The sequence below is a fragment of the Pedobacter lusitanus genome (assembly GCF_040026395.1).
Classification (GTDB): Bacteria; Bacteroidota; Bacteroidia; order Sphingobacteriales; family Sphingobacteriaceae; genus Pedobacter; species Pedobacter lusitanus.
The window spans coordinates 4,517,485-4,537,760 of record NZ_CP157278.1 but is presented as its reverse complement, the minus strand read 5'-3'; the positions used below and the strand labels follow the sequence as shown (position 1 = coordinate 4,537,760).

At 40.7% G+C, this 20,276-nt stretch carries 15 protein-coding genes; 9 read left to right on the top strand and 6 right to left on the bottom strand.

The window, feature by feature from the left end; translation table 11 throughout:
- Nucleotides 1-10: 10 nt before the first annotated feature.
- On the bottom strand, nucleotides 11-1,129 hold the full coding sequence (locus PL_RS19295) for a DUF1015 family protein (protein WP_348620128.1): 1,119 nt from the start codon (nucleotides 1,127-1,129) through the stop codon (nucleotides 11-13).
- A gap of 43 nt (nucleotides 1,130-1,172) precedes the next feature.
- Nucleotides 1,173-2,270, bottom strand: coding sequence for a 3-phosphoserine/phosphohydroxythreonine transaminase (gene serC / locus PL_RS19290; protein WP_235324447.1), 1,098 nt, complete (start codon nucleotides 2,268-2,270; stop codon nucleotides 1,173-1,175).
- Nucleotides 2,271-2,615: 345 nt separating this feature from the next.
- Here serC and PL_RS19285 point away from each other — a divergent pair, with 345 nt between their 5' ends.
- From PL_RS19285 to PL_RS19265, 5 genes are all read left to right on the top strand, one after another.
- On the top strand, nucleotides 2,616-3,194 hold the full coding sequence (locus PL_RS19285; protein WP_041878978.1) for an RNA polymerase sigma-70 factor: 579 nt from the start codon (nucleotides 2,616-2,618) through the stop codon (nucleotides 3,192-3,194).
- An 87-nt stretch (nucleotides 3,195-3,281) separates the two neighbouring features.
- Nucleotides 3,282-4,430 (top strand): FecR family protein, encoded by a 1,149-nt coding sequence (locus tag PL_RS19280; protein WP_041878981.1) that lies wholly within the window; start codon nucleotides 3,282-3,284, stop codon nucleotides 4,428-4,430.
- 243 nt (nucleotides 4,431-4,673) lie between these two features.
- A complete protein-coding gene (locus PL_RS19275; protein ID WP_200890696.1) occupies nucleotides 4,674-8,087 on the top strand; it encodes a TonB-dependent receptor in 3,414 nt (1,137 codons plus the stop codon).
- Between the two features lie 4 nt (nucleotides 8,088-8,091).
- Nucleotides 8,092-9,891, top strand: a complete 1,800-nt coding sequence (locus PL_RS19270) for a RagB/SusD family nutrient uptake outer membrane protein (protein WP_041878984.1) — start codon at nucleotides 8,092-8,094, stop codon at nucleotides 9,889-9,891.
- Between the two features lie 73 nt (nucleotides 9,892-9,964).
- The gene (locus tag PL_RS19265; RefSeq protein WP_041878985.1) at nucleotides 9,965-10,885 is read left to right on the top strand and encodes a metallophosphoesterase family protein; all 921 of its coding nucleotides are present in this window, start codon (nucleotides 9,965-9,967) and stop codon (nucleotides 10,883-10,885) included.
- A gap of 22 nt (nucleotides 10,886-10,907) precedes the next feature.
- On the opposite strand, the gene PL_RS19260 is transcribed toward PL_RS19265, so the two are convergent.
- Nucleotides 10,908-12,212 carry an outer membrane beta-barrel protein gene (locus tag PL_RS19260; RefSeq protein WP_041878988.1) on the bottom strand — a complete coding sequence of 435 codons (1,305 nt, stop codon included), beginning with the start codon at nucleotides 12,210-12,212 and terminating at the stop codon, nucleotides 10,908-10,910.
- A 38-nt stretch (nucleotides 12,213-12,250) separates the two neighbouring features.
- Entirely contained in the window at nucleotides 12,251-12,844 is a 594-nt protein-coding gene (locus PL_RS19255) for an RNA polymerase sigma factor (RefSeq protein ID WP_262496923.1), read from the bottom strand.
- A 222-nt stretch (nucleotides 12,845-13,066) separates the two neighbouring features.
- On the opposite strand from PL_RS19255, the gene PL_RS19250 reads away from it, so the two are divergent.
- From PL_RS19250 to PL_RS19235, 4 genes are read left to right on the top strand one after another with little or no spacing between them, the layout of a single operon-like run.
- Nucleotides 13,067-13,945 (top strand): hypothetical protein, encoded by an 879-nt coding sequence (locus PL_RS19250; RefSeq protein WP_052496093.1) that lies wholly within the window; start codon nucleotides 13,067-13,069, stop codon nucleotides 13,943-13,945.
- A gap of 9 nt (nucleotides 13,946-13,954) precedes the next feature.
- On the top strand, nucleotides 13,955-14,311 hold the full coding sequence (locus PL_RS19245) for a c-type cytochrome (protein WP_041878990.1): 357 nt from the start codon (nucleotides 13,955-13,957) through the stop codon (nucleotides 14,309-14,311).
- 18 nt (nucleotides 14,312-14,329) lie between these two features.
- A complete protein-coding gene (locus PL_RS19240; protein ID WP_082035838.1) occupies nucleotides 14,330-14,896 on the top strand; it encodes a YceI family protein in 567 nt (188 codons plus the stop codon).
- Nucleotides 14,897-14,925: 29 nt separating this feature from the next.
- A complete protein-coding gene (locus PL_RS19235) occupies nucleotides 14,926-15,891 on the top strand; it encodes a DUF5777 family beta-barrel protein (RefSeq protein ID WP_041878993.1) in 966 nt (321 codons plus the stop codon).
- Between the two features lie 10 nt (nucleotides 15,892-15,901).
- On the opposite strand, the gene PL_RS19230 is transcribed toward PL_RS19235, so the two are convergent.
- Both PL_RS19230 and PL_RS19225 read right to left on the bottom strand, forming a co-directional pair.
- Entirely contained in the window at nucleotides 15,902-16,510 is a 609-nt protein-coding gene (locus PL_RS19230) for a GNAT family N-acetyltransferase (RefSeq protein WP_041878996.1), read from the bottom strand.
- 60 nt (nucleotides 16,511-16,570) lie between these two features.
- The gene (locus PL_RS19225; protein ID WP_041878999.1) at nucleotides 16,571-20,179 is read right to left on the bottom strand and encodes a BamA/TamA family outer membrane protein; all 3,609 of its coding nucleotides are present in this window, start codon (nucleotides 20,177-20,179) and stop codon (nucleotides 16,571-16,573) included.
- Nucleotides 20,180-20,276 lie beyond the last annotated feature (97 nt).

Genomic DNA, 20,276 nt, shown 5'->3' with positions numbered 1-20,276 from the left:
AGGTAGTCCGCTATAATTTTCTCAGTAACAAACCAAAAGGAATCTTTGGTTCTACCCAGGTAGATTTCGGAGGAAGTTTGATCCCCCGCTGGGCAATCTCCATCAGCTGATCCGCGTTAATAACCGCCAGTGTAAAGGCAATTGCAACAGGATTCTCAGCCAGCATATGTTGAATTTCCGTTAAAGCTCCGGCACCACCTACAGAAGTTACCTGCGGGTCTGTCTCTGTATTCTCAATCTTAAATAATGGTTCAAATACCTTTTGCTGTAATAAACACGCATCCGGCAAACCGGTTCTATCATGCAGTTTGTAAACCATCCGGTACCATTTACCTTCCATAAACAGGCCGAATTCACGTTCCTGCTGGGGTCTTACAGGTTCATTACGTTGTGATCTGGTTACCGAAAAGATCTTTTTTAATGCCCTGAAAACCTGATCAACACAGATTTCTTCAGCAGGAATTATAACGCGGTAAGACTCTTTGATTCTCAGCTGATCACTGGATAGATAAAAAGAAGAGATAAAATTAAAGTTTGCCTGTTCCGCTAAAGTTTCGCGGGCTATATTTCTGTATTTAACTGCTGCCATCAGGCGATGATGTCCATCAGCAAGATAAACATGCTGCAGTTCAGCAAAATACAGACTCAGCTGCCGGATCGTTTTCAGATCATAAACTGTCCATATCCTGTGGAAGACCTTATTGGCATAATACACAGAATTAGCTTCAGCCCTTTTGAGCTGATTTAAAATTGAGCTGATAGCCCTGCTCGGCCGGTAGGTCATTAATAAAGGTCCGCCTTCCAGCCCAACTTCATTCCTGTAGTTAATTAAACCCACGGAATTAGAATCTACCGTAGCTTCATGCGTTTTGATATGACCATTCTCAAAGTCATCCAGATCGGTTACTGCCCATACACCTGTTTGCACATGAGTACCCTGTGTTATTTCATAAATAAAGATACAGGGATGCTCTTCCTGATAAAAATCACCAGCGAGTATCATTTTTTTGAGATTCGCTGAAATATGCGCGTTGGTCAGCTCTTTATTTTCAGGAAGCCTGTTATCCAGCATCCCGGCGATGCCCCCATTGCTCCTCCCATTACAGGAGGAAGCTTTGAGCGCTAACATTTTGTCGATATAAACTTCTTGCGGCCTTAAGGCCACGAAAGGTCTAATTGTTGCCATATGATAATAAACTGTGTTTCTCGTAATCTTGCATACAAGCTACCAGCGCTTTAACAGAATCAATCTGCAGTGCATTATAAAGTGAAGCCCTGAAACCTCCGGCAGTACGGTAGCCTTTGATTCCTACCATACCTCTTTCTGCAGCAAAAGACAGGAAATCATCTTCTTTAGCAAGATCATGCATTTTAAAACAAACATTTACCCTGGAACGATGTGCCTTATCGGCCATTCCGTAAAACAAAGGATTCCTTTCTATTTCAGCATATAACATTGCTGCCTTAGCTATATTATCCTTTTCTATCTGTGCTACTCCCCCATTAGCTTTTAACCACCGGAGATTTAGCATAGCTACATAAATAGAATATACAGGCGGGGTATTAAACATACTTTGATTATCGCGGTAAATCCGGTAATCAGACATAGAAGGCACCGGATGTTTAACCGTATCCAGTAATTCATTTTTCACTAATACCAGTGTCATTCCTGCCGGCCCCATATTTTTCTGTGCACCTGCATAAACCAGGTCAAACTGTTCAATTGGAATAACCCTGCTAAAAATATCAGAAGACATGTCGCAGATTAACGGAACTCCCAGATCCGGAAATGTGAACATTTCCGTACCTTCAATTGTATTGTTCGAAGTGCAGTGAAAATATGCGGTATCTTTGGTAACCGTGCCTATTTCAGGCACCATGGCATAGGCGGCACCGGCCGAAGAACCCACCACCTCCACCTCACCAAAATATCTTGCCTCCTTAATGGATTTGTGTCCAAACAACCCGGCATCAAGATAAGCAGCTTTCTGATGCTTCTGCAAAAAGTTCTGCGGGATCATGGAGAACTGTGTACTTGCTCCTCCCTGTAAAAAAAGTACGGCATAATCTTCCGGTACTTCTAAAAGTTCCCTTACCAATTCTTCTGTTTGCTGTACTACTTCTTCAAATTTTGGAGAGCGGTGAGACACTTCAAGGATAGACAGTCCGCTGTTATCCCAATTTTTCACTGCCTGGGCAGCCTGTTCCAATACACTGGCAGGAAGGATACATGGTCCCGCCCCAAAATTATGCTTAATCTGGATCGTCATCTTTAATTTATATTTGGTTAAGAAACAGTTTAAAGATGCGATAAAGATCGCTTGATCTTATTCCTGCGCAGGATAAAAGATAAATAAACTGATTACCCTATTATTTTCAGAATAAACAATTGTGAATCAACAAAATTGATCGGGTACAACAGAATAATGTTCTATACAACCGATTAAAATTTTTAGTAGCTTAACCTGCGTAAACGTTTAGCATTAATACACAGTGTTTAATAAGGCTTAACACTAACTACACTTTAATGGGAATAGTTAACAAAATAATAATAAACAAGGAATCGTATATTCAAGAATTAACGGTTGTTTTGTTCCAAATATAAGAATGGGTTAATGGTCACTTATGATTCGCTTTCAGATGATGATTTACTTGCGCTTTTAAAAGAGCACGATCATCATGCTTATGCTGAAATTTATAAAAGATACTGGAGTATACTGTACAGGTATTCCCGGAAGATTTTACAAAACGAAGAAGAATCAAGAGATGTTATCCAGGATGTATTTGTGATGGTCTGGTCTAAATCTTCCACACTGGACTTACATACCTCTTTATCTTCTTTTTTATATGCATCTGTCAGAAACAGTATTCTGAAATCATTTGAACGCGGTAAGGTCAGAGAAAAATACATGAATTCTCTGGAAAAGTTCATAGATGAAGGGACAGATATAACAGATCACCTGGTTCGTAACCGTGAACTTGCCGGCCACATTGAAAAAGAAATTGCTAAACTGCCATCAAAAATGCGGGAAGTTTTTGAATTGAGCCGGAAAGTAAATCTGTCTCATAAGGAGATTGCATTCAAGATGGAGATTTCTGATAAAACAGTTAAAAAACAGATGAGTAATGCAATTAAAATATTGCGCTTAAAACTGGGCCCTCTGGCCGGAATCCTGTTATTTTTCTATCTGTAAAAAGATTTTAAAAATATTTTCATTTCCTCTACTACCTTGCTTTGAGCAAACGTTCTTAACCATATGAGCCGTTAAACCGGTGATACCATGGAAAACGAAAGAGCGAAAAAATTAATAGCGAAATACCTCAAAGGCGACTGTACCCCGGAAGAAATATCCCTGGTAGAAAGCTGGTATCTGAAAGAGACAGCAAATGTACAACAAGATATTGAAGAGCCTGATTATTCAGCGACAGAACAGGAGCTATGGGCTGCTATCCTGGCAGAAAACCAAAAGAAAAAATCAGCAGGATCAAGGGCATACTGGTATGCTGCTGCTGCAATTTTATTAATCAGCACTGGTTTGTATTTTGGCATTTCCCCACACCATACCTTTCAGCAAAATGAATTATCAGACTATAGCAGAACAGATATACATCCCGGAGGTAATAAGGCACTCCTAACCTTAGCTGACGGTTCAAAAATAATTCTTGACGAAGCATCAAATGGTGCAATAGCCAGACAGTCCGGCTGTCTGATTACCAAAACCAGCAAAGGCCAGCTGATTTATACTATACAGTCAGCTCCGGATGCAGCGGCCGGTCTTAAAACAGCCGCATCCCTCAATACGATAGAAACCCCGAGAGGCGGCCAGTATCAGGTCAATTTACCTGACGGAACTAAAGTCTGGTTGAATGCTGCTTCATCATTGAGTTTCCCGGCCAGATTCAGCGGCTCTGAGCGTAAAGTTAAACTCCAGGGTGAAGCTTATTTTGAGGTAGCAAAAAATAAGGAGATGCCATTTATTGTCAATAGCGGCAAGCAAAAAATTGAAGTTCTGGGTACACATTTTAACGTTAGTGCCTATGCCGATGAAAGTAAAATAAAAACAACACTGGCCGAAGGCAGTGTTAAAGTTTCTCTGACAGATAACAAGCTGGAACAGCAAATATTAAAACCCGGGCAACAGGCTATCACGGAAAATCATATCCAGGTTATGCCGGCAGATATAGAAGAAATACTAGCCTGGAAAGATGGTCTTTTTATGTTCAATAATGAAGATCTGGAAAACATCATGAAAAAGGTAGAACGCTGGTATGATGTCAAAGTCGATTTCCAGGAGAAAGACCTGCGCGAAAAACACTTTAGCGGTACTGTATCAAGATTCGGGAAAGTATCACAAATCTTAAAAACACTGGAATTAACAGGATCAGTTCACTTTAAAATTGAAGGGAGGAAGATTATAGTCGTAAAATAAACCATACAGAACTGTAATCTCAAAAAAAGCCAGTGATGCTGCAAACATCACTGACCATTATGCTTGATTGAGGTTATAAGAATAAACTAGGAGATAGAATATTTAAAACCCACAACAAACGATCAAATGTATACAATTTATACTATTTTTTTTCGCAGGTTAAGCGCCTGCATTGCTAAATTTTTGCCAGTTAAGCTGCCTGGTATTCCAGGTCTTGATGCAACGTTTAAAAGACAATTAATAATGAGCATTAAACTTACTACAGTGTTAATGATTACGTTCCTGCTGCAGGCAGCTGCCAGCAGTAATGCCCAGAACATCTCCTTAACACGAAAAAATGTAGCTATAAAATACATCTTCAAAGAGATCAGGAAACAAACCGGCTATAACGTACTCTGGGAACAGGACAAGCTGCAGACAAACAAAGTAATTGACGTCAGGTTTAACCATACCTCTATTGATGAGGTAATGAAGACCTGTCTTGCAGGTCAGCAGTTAACCTATGCCATTGAGGCCAATACTATTGTGATCAAACCATTGTCAGTGTCCCTGATCACTAAGATTATCAGTCTCTTTAAAGATATTGACATAAAGGGAAGAGTACTGGATGAAAAAGGTTTGCCTTTGCCTTCAGTTTCTATCCTCGTTAAAGGCACAAAAACCTGGTATAAAACAGATGAAAACGGAAATTTCCAGTTTAAAGTGGCTGATGCGAATGCGGTTCTGGTTTTCACCTATTTAGGCTATAAATCACAGGAAGCACCTGTTTCCCAGTCGGGTAATATCAATATTACACTTACACCAGTCCTTTCAGATTTAACTGAAGTTGTGGTAGTAGGTTATGGTACACAGAAAAAAGCAAACCTGACAGGAGCAGTTGATGCAATTACCTCAAAACAACTCGAAAACAGACCGGTTGTTAACTTAGGACAGGGATTACAGGGTTTAATCCCCAATCTGAATATCTCCATTGCCAATGGTAAGCCCAATACTGCACCCGAATTTAATATCCGTGGTTATACTTCTATAAACGGAGGTAATCCATTGATACTCGTTGATAACGTACCCTTCTCCGCCTCCGAGCTCTTAATGCTGAACTCTGCCGATGTAGAAAGTGTTTCCGTTTTGAAAGACGCAGCATCAGCCGCAATTTATGGTTCAAGAGCTGCTTTCGGTGTGGTTTTAATCACAACTAAATCTGCAAAAACGAATAAGCTGAATGTAAGCGTGAACAGTTATACCGCTATCCGGACAGTTGGGAAATTACCGGATGTAGTGACTAATCCCTATACAGCACTGCAGATCAAAAATGAGGCAGCCTACCCATTATATAATCCTGCCTATAGCGCAAACCTCGTAGAAGCAGCACGTTTACGCTCTCTGGATCCTTCATTACCCAGTGTAATCCTTGATCCCAATGATCCTAACAAATGGTTTTATATCGGTACAACAGACTGGTTAAAAGAAGCCTATAATAAAACCGCTCCAACTTATAATGCCGGGGTGACCATCTCTAAAAAAGCCGATCAGGTAAGTTATTATCTGTCTGCAAATTATTACAGCCAGAATGGAATGGCCAAAGATGCCAAAGAGAAAAACAACCTTTACAATATGAGAGGGAAAGTAGACCTCAATGTAACCAAATGGCTTACCCTTTCCAACAATACGCTATTTAGCGCAGGTACTTACCAGGCTCCGAACATTGTTGACAACGATTCCTATTTCCAGGCAATTAACCGCAGTAACGTAATTGATGTACCCAGAAATCCAGATGGTTCATGGACTTCTGCAGGAGCAAGCGTATTAGGAGCTGCACAACAAGGTGGCAGAAAAAATGTGGACAATCATACTGTTCAGACTACCTTCTCTTTTGATGCCTCCCTAATCAAAGATGTCTGGAGTTTGAAAGGAGATGCAACCTTCAGAAGAGTTGATACACTGAGCCGCTCTTACAGTATTCCTGTACCTTACAAAACAGGGCCTAACCTGGCCCCGCCGCTGGCAACATCCTCAGATGCGTCCAACAGAAATATCAATGCAAAATATGACGTAGTCAACTTATATACAGAAGCCCATAAAAGATTAGGTAATCATTTTATTTCAGGCCTGGTTGGTTATAACCAGGAGCACTCTATCAACACCAACTTCTTAGCTTCCAGAAAACTCTTAATTTCCAATAACATCCCTTCGGTTAATTTAGCCACCGGCGATCAGACCATTACAGAAAACATTAGAGAATGGGCTGTACAGGGCATTTTCTACAGACTGAACTATAATTTCAAAGAAAAATACCTCGTTGAATTTAACGGACGTTATGACGGTTCATCACGTTTCGGAGCAGGCAAAAGATGGGCATTTGTTCCTTCAGCATCTGCCGGATGGGTAATTTCCGAAGAAAGCTTCTTCAAACCTGTTAAAGAAGCAATAGGAATGAACCAGTTTAAAATCAGAGGCTCATATGGTGTTCTGGGTAATCAGGCATCCGTTGGCGAATATGATTATGTAGCCTTAATGAACAGTAAAAAAGGAACACAGATCCTTGATGGCAAACAAAATACCTATGTTAACCCGCCGGGAGCCATATCCAGTGACTTCACCTGGGAAAAGGTTTCAACTATCAATATGGGAGCCGACCTTACCTTTTTCAAAAACAAACTGGAATTAAACCTGGATAAATATACCCGCTATACAAAAAACATGCTTGTTCCGGGCAAATTATTACCTGGTGTATTTGGTACCGCTTCTCCGACTACAAACTCAGCCGATCTGAAAACCAAAGGATGGGAAGTCAGACTGAACTGGAGAGATGCAGTACAGGTAGGTGGTTCTCCCCTCTCTTACAATGTAACTTTTGCATTAAGTGACAGCAGAGCCTATATTACCCGTTTCGACAACCCGACCAAATCATTTGCATTTGATGGTAAAAGCTATTACGAAGGCATGGAAATCGGCGAAATCTGGGGACTGGAATCAGAAGGATTTTTCCAGAATGCTGATGAACTGAAAAACCATGCTAACCAGACTGCTGTGGGTACTGACGATCAGCGATACCAGTACTTTGTCGGAGATATCAAATTCAAAGATCGTAACGGAGATGGAAAAGTTGATTTTGGCAATAAAACAGTTGGCAATTCCGGTGATTTATACAAAATCGGTAACAGCCGGATTCACCTTCCATACAGCATTGATCTTTCCGCATCCTGGAAAGGATTTGACGTCAGAGTATTCTTACAGGGCGTTGGGAAAAGAGACTGGTATGCACAAGGCAGCAATATCTATTTCTGGGGTATCTATGCCCAGCCATGGACAAACGTTACCACGCAGAATATGGATCACTGGACTCCGGAAACGCCAAATGCTTATTTCCCGAGAGTCAAAGCTTATGCAGCAGAAGACACCGGAGAAGAGCTGGGTATTCCAAACACCAGGTATCTGCAGAATGCAGCATACCTGAGAGTTAAAAACCTAACTATCGGTTATACACTTCCAAAAAGCATACTGAAGAAACTCAAACTGGAAAATGTTCATTTCTATGTAAGCGGGGAGAATCTTTTCGAATACTCCAAACTTAAAGTGAAGCTGGATCCGGAAGGATTACAGGGTAATATATATCCGTTCCAGCGTACCTATTCATTTGGCATGAACCTTAATTTCTAATCACATGAACTCAAGATATTATCATCCCCTGGTTATTGTTATACTGGCCATAACCATACTTACAGGTTGTAAAAAAGACTTCCTGGAAAGGCCTCCGCAAACCTCAATTAATCCCAAGGATTTTTTCAAAACCACCGCCGATTTAGAAACCTATAGTAATGGTTTTTATGAAATGGAAGGAATTACTGCTCTCGGTCCGGGTACTGACGATGTATTTTCAGATAATATCTCTGTATACCTTGGCGGCAGTGAAATTGACAACATGATCAGAGGTAAAATTTCTGCAACAACTGTCAATGTTAAAACCTGGGAATGGCAGAATCTGCGCAGAATAAACTATATGCTCAATAACCTGAAGGATGTACAGGGTGATCAGGCAACTATTGATCATTTCAAAGGTATTGCCCGTTTTTACAGAGCCAATTTCTATTTTGCTATGCTAAAACGATATGGAGATGTACCTTATTATACCACAGTACTGGATGCTAACGATGAAGCCGCACTGTATAAAGCTAAAGATCCGCGTACCCTGGTTGCCGACTCTATCCGTGCCGACCTTGAATATGCGGCCAGCCATGTTAAACCCACCGGTACCACTACCAGAATCACTAAATGGGCATCTATGGCTATGCTGGCAAGATTCTGCCTTTACGAAGGTACCTTCCGCAAATATCATGATGAACTTGGTTTACAAGGTTCTGCAAATACATTTCTGGAAAGAGCAGCTTCGGCCTCCAAAGAAATTATGGGCGCTGGCTTTTCTATCTACAATACCGGTAAAAAAGGAGAAGATTATCAAAAGATATTTACCAGTTTAGACCTGAGTTCTAATAAAGAGATACTTTTTTATCAGGACTATGATCAGGCGCTCAACCGTGAAAACAGTACACACTATGTTTTTGACTGGCAGTGGTCGCTGAGTAAATCTCTGGCAGATACTTATCTGATGGTTGACGGAACTCCTTTTACCAGCAGTCCGGACTGGGATAAAAAGACATTTACAGAAGTCTTTAAAAACCGTGATCCAAGAATGGCCACGACAATTATGCCTCCGGGATTTGCGACCAACCTGGGAGGGATACCAAACAAAATCAGACCAACTTTTGGCGGTTATCCGCAAATCAAGTTTTACGCTGTAGACCCCACTACAAAAGTATATACTCAATTTACAGATTTACCGGTGATGCGTTATGCAGAAGTCCTGCTGATTAATGCAGAAGCCAAAGCAGAACTTGGAACCCTAAACCAGAGTGATATTGATCAGACCATCAACATACTGCGGAACCGTGCTGGTATTGCCCCGTTAAACATCGGGATGGCAAACGCAAATCCGGATCCCGTACTCACCAATATGTATCCTCAGGTTTCAAGCGGTAATAAAGGTGCTTTACTTGAAATACGCCGCGAACGTAATGTAGAGCTGGCTTGTGAAGGTTTCAGATATGCCGATTTATTAAGATGGAAAGCCGGAAAATTACTGGAAAGGCCTACCCAGGGAATCTATGTTGCCAAACTCGGTGCAATGGATGTAACAGGTGACGGAATAGAAGACATCGCAATTCTGCAATCTCCGGATCAGACAGACCCTATTGCCAGTGTTCCAGCTGCCGTTCGTGCTAACCTGGTTATGTATTATCTGAACAGCAATAGTTTCTATCTGAGTAATACGACTTCAGGTTTTATTATGTTCCCGGAAAATGTAAGCACACCAAGATCATTTGATGAGACTAAGTATTATTATTTCCCGATTCCATTCCAGCAGCTCTTACTTAACCCAAAACTGACACAACCTAAAGGCTGGTAACCAGCCGCATAAACCGGGCCTGTTTAAACTCCATATCCAAAGATTTTAAACAGGCTCTAAAAAAACACAGCAAATGAAACGAAGAAGTTTATTAAAAGCAATCCCGGTTGCCGCTTTGGGCGTAGCCCTTGGAAAAGCAGGGCACGCGGCCACTGTTTTAACTGAAACAGAAGCACAGCGGGCACCTAAAAGAAAACTGGTTTTAACTGTAGCTCACATTACAGATGTACATATCAGACAATTTGAAGATGCAACAGACAGATTTGAAAAATGTCTGCAGGAAATTAAAAAACTGAAAGTAGATTTTTTTCTTAACGGAGGTGATAGTATCCATGCGGCAGATTACGATAATATCAAACGTGAACAGGTCATAGAACAATGGGCAGTATGGGATAAATGCATCAGCCAGATCTCAGGATATGAACTGCACAGCTGTATAGGTAATCACGATACCTGGTGGGCAGCTCCATCCAAAGAAGATGAAATGTATGGCAAAGACTATGTGGTTAAAAGATTAAAAATCCCTAACCGTTATTATAGTTTTTCAAAAAACGGCTGGCATTTCATTATCCTTGACGGTAATAACAAAAATACCTCACTGGATGAAGAACAGTTTAAATGGCTGGAAAATGAATTACATCAGCTGGCTCCGGGCACCCCTGTATTACTGATGTCACATTATCCGGTACTAACTGTTACCAATACCTGGGAAGGCGGACAGCATGGCGATCACAAAGAGCTTAAAAAGTTATTCTACAAATACAAAGACAAGGTTAAAGTATGTCTTAGCGGGCACCAGCATTTACTGGACAGAGCCTGGTATAACGGCGTTGAATATTATTGCAATGGAGCCATGAGTGGCTTCTGGTGGGGTAAAGGTGATGAAAAATCAGCCCAGCCTTATTATTATCAGGAAACGCCTCCGGGATATGCGATCATCAAATTATATGATGACGGCACACTGGAAAATAAATACATTACTACTACAATCTAATTATCAAATACATACGCAGTTGTTAATACCGGACAGCTGCGTATTTCCCTGGCTTTTTAGCCGGGAACAGACCGATATTCAGCGAGAAAGATAAACCTGCAGATTTCAAACTCGCGTCGCCATAACCAATCCCTGTTAAAGGCAGTTTTGCAAAAGGCTGTACCCCCACACTAACCGACCGGCTCAGCTGATGATCAAAGCTTACAGATACATTGGCAATTCCAAAAATATGCTGGTTCTGATTATCAATTTCTACATTTGAGATCTGCTGAGCAGCTCCCTGTCCGGTAGTAAACTGATATTTTTCTTTGAGCATAAAATAACTCGAAAGCCCGGTGTTAACACTAACAGACAGTTTTTTCCGGTTAAAAATCTTATAATTCACATTCAGCGGAACATCCAGCACATTACAATCCGCGCTGACCTGCCAGTCTGAGCCAGGCATATAACTATTATTTTGAGGCGTTGTCCCGCCCGAATTATAAAATTTCCTGGAATAGATAGCCCCCGAAGTCATGCTGATTTTTGGCGTAAACGCATAAGTTGCCAGTACACCTACATTAGAACTCACTTTAGAAGGTTTGCTTGATTTTGCAAAAGACATATCCGGTGCTGCCATAGCACTTAATATCAAATCATTTTGTGGCTGTAAAGCACTTTCCATCTTTGCTTTTACACTACGTGCGATTTTTTCAGCATCTGCCTTTTCAAACGGATCTCTGCTATTGGCCAGCGCATTTGCTTTCCTGACCAGGGCGGCACTATCTGTCTCAACCCTGACCGGTTGTGGCGACTTAGCACTCACTGCAAAGTTTTTTTCAGGCAAAGCCGGTACAACTATTGCCGGCTGCGGCCATAAAGATGATGCAGAATTCAGTACAGGTACGATCAATGTTACCGCATTGCTGTCAGGTAATTCTTTTGGTAATCCTCTTTCCTGATCAACCAGATCAGACTTGCTGAATAATATTCCCTCAGCATTGTTTCCGGTCAGTTCTTCTCCGGATTTCTCTAAAGGTTGTCCGTTTAATGAATCTCTGGTTATTACCGGAGCTGATTCTTTTCCCGGTTCGCGTCTGTGATTCGTTAAAGGATCTTTAATCACCTGTTTATCAGAACTTACCGGAGCCGAAAAATAAAGGTACAGTGAAATCATCAATACTGCTGCTATTCCGCTTGCTGTATAAACCCATGCCGGAATAACCCTTTTCTTTTCCTGCATGGCTAATTTTCGTTCCATCTTTTCCCAGTCCATTTCATTGAAAGGGATCTCCGGATCGCTTAACCCATCTTTAAATAGCTGATCTATATCGTTGTCTTTATTCATCAGTATTTATTGTTTTTTTTGCATTCCATTGTTAATACTCAGATTTGTTCTCCATTATAACCGCTCATCTTACGCTCAATCTGTAAATCAGCTGAGATATCCGGAGGTTTGTTCATATTCAGCACTATGAGTTTTTCTCTTAACTGTTGTCTTGCTTTAAATAGGTTCGATTTAGATGTTCCTGTAGATATTTTTAAAAGGGTGGCTATTTCTTCGTGAGAATAACCATCAATAGCATATAAATTAAATACTGTACGATAAGCCGGGGAAAGCGTCTGAACTAAAATTAATAAATCTTTGTAGGCAAGCTGATCGTAAATAGCCGCAGCATGGCCAATATCTTCATAGTCATTCACATCATCATGAGCTGAAAATTTCAGGTTCATCCGATAATGGTCAATAGCAGTATTAGTGATTATCCGGGCAATCCATGGCTTGAATGGCTTTTCAGGGTCATATTTATCAATATGAGTAAATACTTTCAGGAATCCGTCATTCAAAACTTCGGCAGCATCATCATCATTTAAAGCGTACCGGCGGCATATAGCCATGCAATAACTATAAAATTCTTTATAGAGTAAGTACTGACTGGACCTTTCTTTTTTGATGCACCCGTTAATGATACTTTGCACCTATTCTTATAATTTAACCTGCGCCATTTTCAACCTATACGTAACCCGTGAACGAAAGGTTGCCAAACCTAATAAGAAAATTTATTTTTTCATATAAAAAGCTGTATTACAGTCAATTATTTTTTATTCCCCAAATTTTCTTCCTGGAGTACACAACCTTTAAACAACTATTTCCGTAACCGTGATAATTCACCTAATTATTCACATTTAGCCTTAACAACCATGGTCCTATCTTTTAAAAAACATCTGGCCGCCCTTTGCAGCTTAACGCTTATCGTTTTGCTGTCGGCCTGTTCAAAAAACAATGATTCTGCACCATCTGGTCAGGATCCCTATGGTAATCCGCCAACTAATCCGCCAGCCAGTTCCAGCCTTGCATTAACGACCAATGCAACTTTTGGCAGCATCCTTACCGATGCCAATGGGAAAACGCTTTATTTTTTCGCTATCGATGCAAACGGTACATCAGGCTGTTCAGGTGCCTGTGCAATAACCTGGGCACCATATTATGCCGGTAATGAAACTGCACCCGCAGGAATAACTGCAACCGACATCACTACAATTACCCGTGCCGACGGCAAAAACCAAACCGTTTACAAAGGCTGGCCATTGTATTATTTTTCCGGAGATGCCAATAAAAATGACACTAATGGAGATGGCTCCGGCGGAACCTGGTTTGTTGCAAAACCTGACTATTCAATTATGCTGGCCAACAATCAGCTGGTAGGTATAGACGGTAAAAATTATACGGCCGATCTGAAAGAAGGAACCGGTGTTACCCAGTATCTGACCGATGCAGCCGGCAGAACGCTGTATGCTTATGCTCCGGACAAGTTCAATCTGAATACCTATACCAAAGCAGATTTAAGCAACAACAGTACCTGGCCAATTTACGAATCAGCGATTCTGAATGTTCCTTCAGTACTTAAAAAGGACATGATGGCGCAGATTACCTCTGCCGGAAAAATACAATTAACCTATAAAGGTCATCCCCTGTATTATTTCGGGCCTGATGCCAAACGCGGTGATACCAAAGGAGTCAGCGTTGGAGCAGGGCTGTGGCCGATCCTGACTGTAAACACAATTGCCTTAACCCCTTAAATTACTGCTATGTCAAAATACACATCTCCCTTGATTACCCTAACCATCAGTATAATTTTACTTGCTGCCTGTACAAAAAAACAGGCCGAAGAACCTAAACCTGTGGTACCGGAAAAACCCGGTATCCAGGTTAGCTACGCTGCAACAATCCAGCCTATATTTCAGGCCAGGTGTGCCGGCTGCCATGCTCCCGGCAGAAAAGCATCTGCGGCCTGGAGTTTTGATGGTTACGGTACCGTTACCGCAAATGCCGCCCGGATCAAACAAGTTGTCTTAGTCAGTAAAACAATGCCTCTCGGAGGTACCCTTTCAGCTGCAGACCTGCAATCCATCAAAGATTGGTTTGACCAGGGCATGAAGCAATAACCAATAAATCATCGCCATATGAAATCATACTATTCAATCAAACAGGCATATCTTCTGATATGTCTTTGTTTATTTAATATCCATGCTCATGCACAGGATATTTTAATCAGTAAAAATGCCGCTGTTTCTTTTTTTTCCAGCACTGTAATGGAAGACATAGAAGGAAAAAGCAATACAGCCAGTTCTGTGATTAATGCAAAATCCAGGGAGATCATTTTTAAGGTCAGTAATACCTCCTTTCAGTTTAAGAAAAAACTGATGCAGGAACATTTTAATGAAAACTATATGGAAAGTGACCGTTTCCCTTTTTCTAAGTTCAGTGGTAAAATCACAGATGATATAGATCTGAGTAAAGATGGGAACTACACTGTAAATGTTGAAGGAAGTCTGGATATCCATGGAGTAGCCAAACCCTATCAATGTAAAGTAAATTTAGTGATTGCCCAGGGCAATATCACTGCAAAAACGACCTTCAAAGTTAAAATTGAAGATCATCAGATTAAGGTTCCATCCCTTGTATTCAAGAATATAGCTGAGTTTGTAGACGTACGCCTGTCTGCCGTATACCAGCCCAAAAAAACATAAATCATCAACCGACCATTTAAAACAAACCAATGAGACAAAAAATATTAACACTCCTTTGCAAGACCTTATTACTTTTCACACTGGTCATCAGTTCCCTGCGCAGTTTTGGGCAGCAGGATCTGGAAAAAGAATTAGCTGGTTCAACCCCGGTACATGAAAAAGTATTTGCAACTTTTAAGGATACCAAGCTGATTAACAGTCATACCAATGAGACCATTCATAAAAATGAACTTGAATTTAAAGTAGATCATCGTTTTGGAGATATTGCCGGTAGCAACGGGGGTATCAGGCAGTTTTTCGGTCTGGATAACTCAACAGACGTCCGTATTGGTTTTGACTATGGTATTACAGACCGGCTGAGCGTTGGTCTGGCCCGGGCCAAAGGAGCAACAGCAGTACAGCAGTTATACGAAGGAAGTCTAAAATTCAGATTGCTGGAACAGACAACCGACGATTATATTCCCGTTGCTGTTACCCTGTTCGGGAGTAATACTATCGCTGCTGTCCGTGCCAGTGATGATCCTGCATCGGCTACTGCTTACCGCAAATTCAGTGACCGGATGAATTATGTAACCCAGATCATTTTTGCCAGAAAATTTAACTCCAGTTTCTCGTTCAGTCTGACACCGACCTATCTGCACAGTAACTTCACTGCATTCAGAGATCAGAATGATCTTTTTGCCCTGGGCGCTGGTGCGAGAGCAAAGATCAGCAAACGGATGGCTATAGTGGTAGACTATACTATTCCATTCCGTAACCGGGCAGATAAAGCTTATCTGGAACAGACAAGCGGGAACAAATTTTATAATCCACTGGGTGTAGGTCTTGAAATAGAAACAGGCGGACATGTTTTCCATCTTAATTTCACCAATGCCGCAGCTATAGAAGAGATGCAGTATATTTCTCAGACTACCAGTTCATGGCTGAAAGGTCAGTACCGCTGGGGATTCAGTATTGCCAGAAGATTTTCGTTCAATAAAAAAGAGAAGAAATAACAGGAGCCGTTTAATTTGCGTCCAACAATTTCTCTTCCAGGTTTGATTTTGCAAAATCAAACCACTCTTTTTTTAAAATACTCAGAATGATGATGTCTTTGCGGCCTCCATGACCATTAGGCACATGATTTCTAAGTACCCCTTCAATTTTACAACCAATACTTTTCATAGCAGCCACACTCGTGTGGTTGCTATGATCTGCTCTGAATTCAACTCTTTCTATACCCAGGTCTTCAAAAGCATAATTCAGTAAGAGATATTTACAGTTTTTATTCAACCCGGTTCCCTGAAATTCTTTGCCATACCAGGTATAACCTAACTGTAAGGTCTGATAAGCCAACTGTATATCATAATATCTTGTTGAACCTGCGTAACTATCAGCCAGTTTATCGTAAATAATAAACGGATAGGCATTACCCTTTTCCCTGTCATTGACGGCAGTCTGAATATAAGTGGTCAGGTTTTCAGCCCCTGCTGCTCCCAATGAAGAATAACGCCATATTTCAGGTTCATTTAACGAAAAAGGCAGCAGATATTCATGATCAGACAGGCCGAGCGGACGGATTAATACACGCTCATTTTCTAATATAATTGAAGTTTCTTTTAGTAATTCGCTCATACATTAAGATAATCATTTTTCTTCGGGATGTGGATTAAATTTACAGTTAATCCACCAGCCCTAATAGCGGAAACTCAAAGAAATATAAGGATTCCAGCCTTCTTCAGAATGTCCCGCAACCACACGTATAACAGTCATGGAGGCAGGTGCGAAATATAATCCGCCACCAATACCATTATGCCATTTAGAAGAATCCCCGCCTTTTTTCCAAACCCTGCCTATATCATGGAAACCCAGTAAGCCCAGCTGCCCGGGCAATACATAACTCACAAAATCACCGAGTTTAATACGCATTTCAAGATTATTATAAAAACTATGATCTCCGGCAAATCTGAACTGACGGAATCCCAGTAAAGTTCCTTCTCCACCTAAAAATGCAGAAGCATAAAAAGGCTGTTTTCCAACAGTTACCGTACCACCAAAACGTTCAGCAATCACAAAATTAGCCCGGTTGTCCAGATTTTTGTAAAGTGCTACACTTCCGGTAAACTGGCCATAGGTGTTGGAATAACTGTTCAACCCGGTATAGCCCTGTAATTTCAGATTGATATAACTTCCCAATGAAGGTAAGATCTCATTGTTGCGGGTATTATTAATAAAGTTGACGACCAGACCGGTATACAGTTTTTCATTGGTAATAGTCAGACTGTCCGAAGAATGCAGTTGTGCGGTATTATTAATGAACCTGCCAGTATTGTCATCCTTGTCAAATCTGTAGTACTGAAAAGATGGCCCTATACTGAAAGAAGATTTTGGTCTTTTCCAGCGCAATGCCGGGTCAAACTGGTATAAACTAAATCTGGAGCGGTAATAACGGATACCATCAATAGATTTATCAAAAGTAGTCTCATTACCTGCACCAAAGAAATTCTGGGTATTATGTGGTGCATAGGCACTGGCCTGTAAAATCAGGTCAGCCCTGCCAAAGGTATGCATCCATTCTCCCCTGTAGTCAAATTTAAATGCTTTGGTACTGAAAGAATGCAGAAATGAAATCTGCTGTGTATTTCCGTAAGGAAAATTCCTGAAACCCGGATTCATATATTTAACAGAAAGACCTAAGGACAAACCATCATCATTATTATATCCGCCGTTCAGCAAATACATACTTCTATGATACAAATCAGTCTGTCTGTAAGCAATATTTCCGGTATCACTGGAAAGTATTTTACGGAACCGGTTACTCATTCCGGTAAAGACAGAACTATCAGGCTTATCGTAAAGTTTTACCTTATGATACGAATTTTCTACATGATAAGTCTTGTTTCCATGACCGCCGATAATCCGTAATTTAATATCAGTCCCCTTGTTGTTTAAAACAAGACTGTCATTACCATCTCTGGTATATAACCTGATCTCTCTGGTAATTTTAGGATCAAAAGTTTTCAGGAACATTTGCTCTTTCACCTTTTTATTTTTAGACAACTGATGGATATCCACTGTTAATCCACCACCTGTTGCATCAGAGATTTCTATCAGTTCTCCTTTATCACTTGCCTGTATATCTATAATCTTATTTAAGAAATGATAATACTGATTCATCATTTCAGGTAATTTAGCCTTTCTCTCCTTTAACTGTGCCAGTAACTGATCATGACGTAAAGAATAACCCGGTTCAGGTAATTTCTTTAAAGCCTTTTCAAAAACCTCATCATTTAAATCAGCACAAAATTCATGAATAGTATCCATCCATTGTTTTTCTGACAGCTGGCTTAATAAACGCGTAGCCATTGCCCTGCCTTCCCAGACAAACCAGTTGATATTATTCACATTTCTCTCATAACCCTGTATCATCGGTAATAAATAAGAAGACTGTGCATACCGCGGAATAAGTCCCTGGCTTAAATAAAACACCTGATCACGATCACGTGGAACAGGTTGATAAACCTCCCTTTTTCCGGATTTATCCAGCGTCCATCTCCACTGATCAAAATGTCTGTCCCAATCCCCGATCAGCACATCCAGTGCTTTTGCTTTTAAATACAATGGCCCGTCATAAGTATAATCATTATCCTTAGCCAGCTTCTTGTACATTTTATAGGTATTATCAGATTTACCAGTTGGTTCTCTTTCTTCCAGCAAACAAAGTGTATTTTCAAATACCCTGCCGTATTTACCCAGGTTAGCGTCAGGAGAAATCCAGCCGATAACCGGATTTGCATGTGCTACCCCAACTGCTTCAGCAATATCAGGGACAATTAATGCAGAAAAAGGGTGTTGCGCAGACATGTTGTCTTTAAGAATATCCTTTGCAAAAGTTTCCCTCAGGTTTTCCGGTAAAAGCGATTCAGGGTACTTCTCTACACTTCTCAGTACCCATTCTTTACCCTGTTTATCTACCATTCTCAATGAATGTGACTGGAAACCTCCTCCCCGCTGAACAGGGGTTAAACCACCCTTAATTTCAGAAAGTCTGATAACAGGTACTTTAGTTTCCAATGCATATTCCTTACGGTAATTTTCCCCGAAAAAGAAACGGTGAACTTTACTTACACTATCATATCTGGGATATATTTTTATAGAAATACTGTCTTTTGTAATTACCTTAACTGTATTTAACGGTTCACTTTTAACCTGAACAAAAGCTTTAGTATAACTATATACTTTTTTAACGCCGCCCTCTGCTGTGTATACGTAAAAATCATAACGCATATCATTATTCAATAACAGATCCGCTGTGACATAACCCTGTTCAGATTCCTGAAAAACCGAGTTTTTACCTTTTTTATTGGCAGAATGTTTAGCGCCGCCGCCACTTACCACCTGCAGATTAAGCGTTTCGCTTTTAATCAGTTGTAAACCATGATCATGACCAGAAAAATAAGTAAGATTTGGATAGGCACCAAAAACGCCGTTGACCCTTTTAATCATATCCTTATAAAAAGGATGACCCAAATCTTCGGGACTTAAAAAAGAACTGCGCAGCAGCGGATATAATGATCCGATCACTGGTAAAGGCAGATATAGATTTTTATTCAGGGAGGTTAATGGAAAAATGTGGTTTTTCAGCGAAAAGTATCCCCCATGGGCACCATAACTCTGTAAAGGATGGTGATCGGCCAGTAAAATGATCCTTCCCCTGTTAGCCTCCATCAGTTCATGCATTCTGGCTATCACATCATCTTTTGTTTTGCAGTCACATTCCGCTTCCGGGTTCTTTTTATTGTAGGGAAACAACCACCATTCACTATCAAAAGCGATCACAGTTAAATTATCCGTCAGCCGGATCGCTACCGGATCAGGACATCCGTTTGAAGGGATCATCTTTAATAAAGAGTCCTGCTGTTCTGCCAGGTATTCACCCTGACGAAGGATTTTTGCTAATCCATCCGGCCCCATTTTATCCCAGTCATGATTACCCGGAATAAAATAAACAGCCGCCCCCATCTGACGCATCGGCTGAAACTGAGATTGCAGAATTTGTTTGGTTTCTTCCTCTTCTTTACTGCCTGGTAAACCCATTCCTTTCGGATAAATATTATCTCCCAGGTACATCACTGTCGTTTTCCCCGCAATGACGTGTTTAGATGCATTTTTTAAGGACTCCCGCTGTGCGGTATTCATCTCACCGGCATCACCGATAAAGATGACCCGGTACTTAACCGAATCCTGTGCCTGAGCAAAAACTGCTGTCAATAAAAGAAAAAAGAAGAGCGTAGCATGTTTCATTCGTGGTAACATTTATATGAATGACTAAAATTACACCATTTCTAACAAAATCAAGGATTTAAAAAACAACGTTTTTACTGAGGTTTCAATAGCTGAC

What these genes read in the sequence shown, in the direction of transcription:
- PL_RS19295 (WP_348620128.1), bottom strand. Translation starts at nt 1,129, where the DNA reads ATGTTAGCGCTCAAAGCTTCCTCCTGTAATGGGAGGAGCAATGGGGGC.
- serC (WP_235324447.1), bottom strand. Translation starts at nt 2,270, where the DNA reads ATGACGATCCAGATTAAGCATAATTTTGGGGCGGGACCATGTATCCTT.
- PL_RS19285 (WP_041878978.1), top strand. Translation starts at nt 2,616, where the DNA reads ATGGTCACTTATGATTCGCTTTCAGATGATGATTTACTTGCGCTTTTA.
- PL_RS19280 (WP_041878981.1), top strand. Translation starts at nt 3,282, where the DNA reads ATGGAAAACGAAAGAGCGAAAAAATTAATAGCGAAATACCTCAAAGGC.
- PL_RS19275 (WP_200890696.1), top strand. Translation starts at nt 4,674, where the DNA reads ATGAGCATTAAACTTACTACAGTGTTAATGATTACGTTCCTGCTGCAG.
- PL_RS19270 (WP_041878984.1), top strand. Translation starts at nt 8,092, where the DNA reads ATGAACTCAAGATATTATCATCCCCTGGTTATTGTTATACTGGCCATA.
- PL_RS19265 (WP_041878985.1), top strand. Translation starts at nt 9,965, where the DNA reads ATGAAACGAAGAAGTTTATTAAAAGCAATCCCGGTTGCCGCTTTGGGC.
- PL_RS19260 (WP_041878988.1), bottom strand. Translation starts at nt 12,212, where the DNA reads ATGAATAAAGACAACGATATAGATCAGCTATTTAAAGATGGGTTAAGC.
- PL_RS19250 (WP_052496093.1), top strand. Translation starts at nt 13,067, where the DNA reads ATGGTCCTATCTTTTAAAAAACATCTGGCCGCCCTTTGCAGCTTAACG.
- PL_RS19245 (WP_041878990.1), top strand. Translation starts at nt 13,955, where the DNA reads ATGTCAAAATACACATCTCCCTTGATTACCCTAACCATCAGTATAATT.
- PL_RS19240 (WP_082035838.1), top strand. Translation starts at nt 14,330, where the DNA reads ATGAAATCATACTATTCAATCAAACAGGCATATCTTCTGATATGTCTT.
- PL_RS19235 (WP_041878993.1), top strand. Translation starts at nt 14,926, where the DNA reads ATGAGACAAAAAATATTAACACTCCTTTGCAAGACCTTATTACTTTTC.
- PL_RS19230 (WP_041878996.1), bottom strand. Translation starts at nt 16,510, where the DNA reads ATGAGCGAATTACTAAAAGAAACTTCAATTATATTAGAAAATGAGCGT.
- PL_RS19225 (WP_041878999.1), bottom strand. Translation starts at nt 20,179, where the DNA reads ATGAAACATGCTACGCTCTTCTTTTTTCTTTTATTGACAGCAGTTTTT.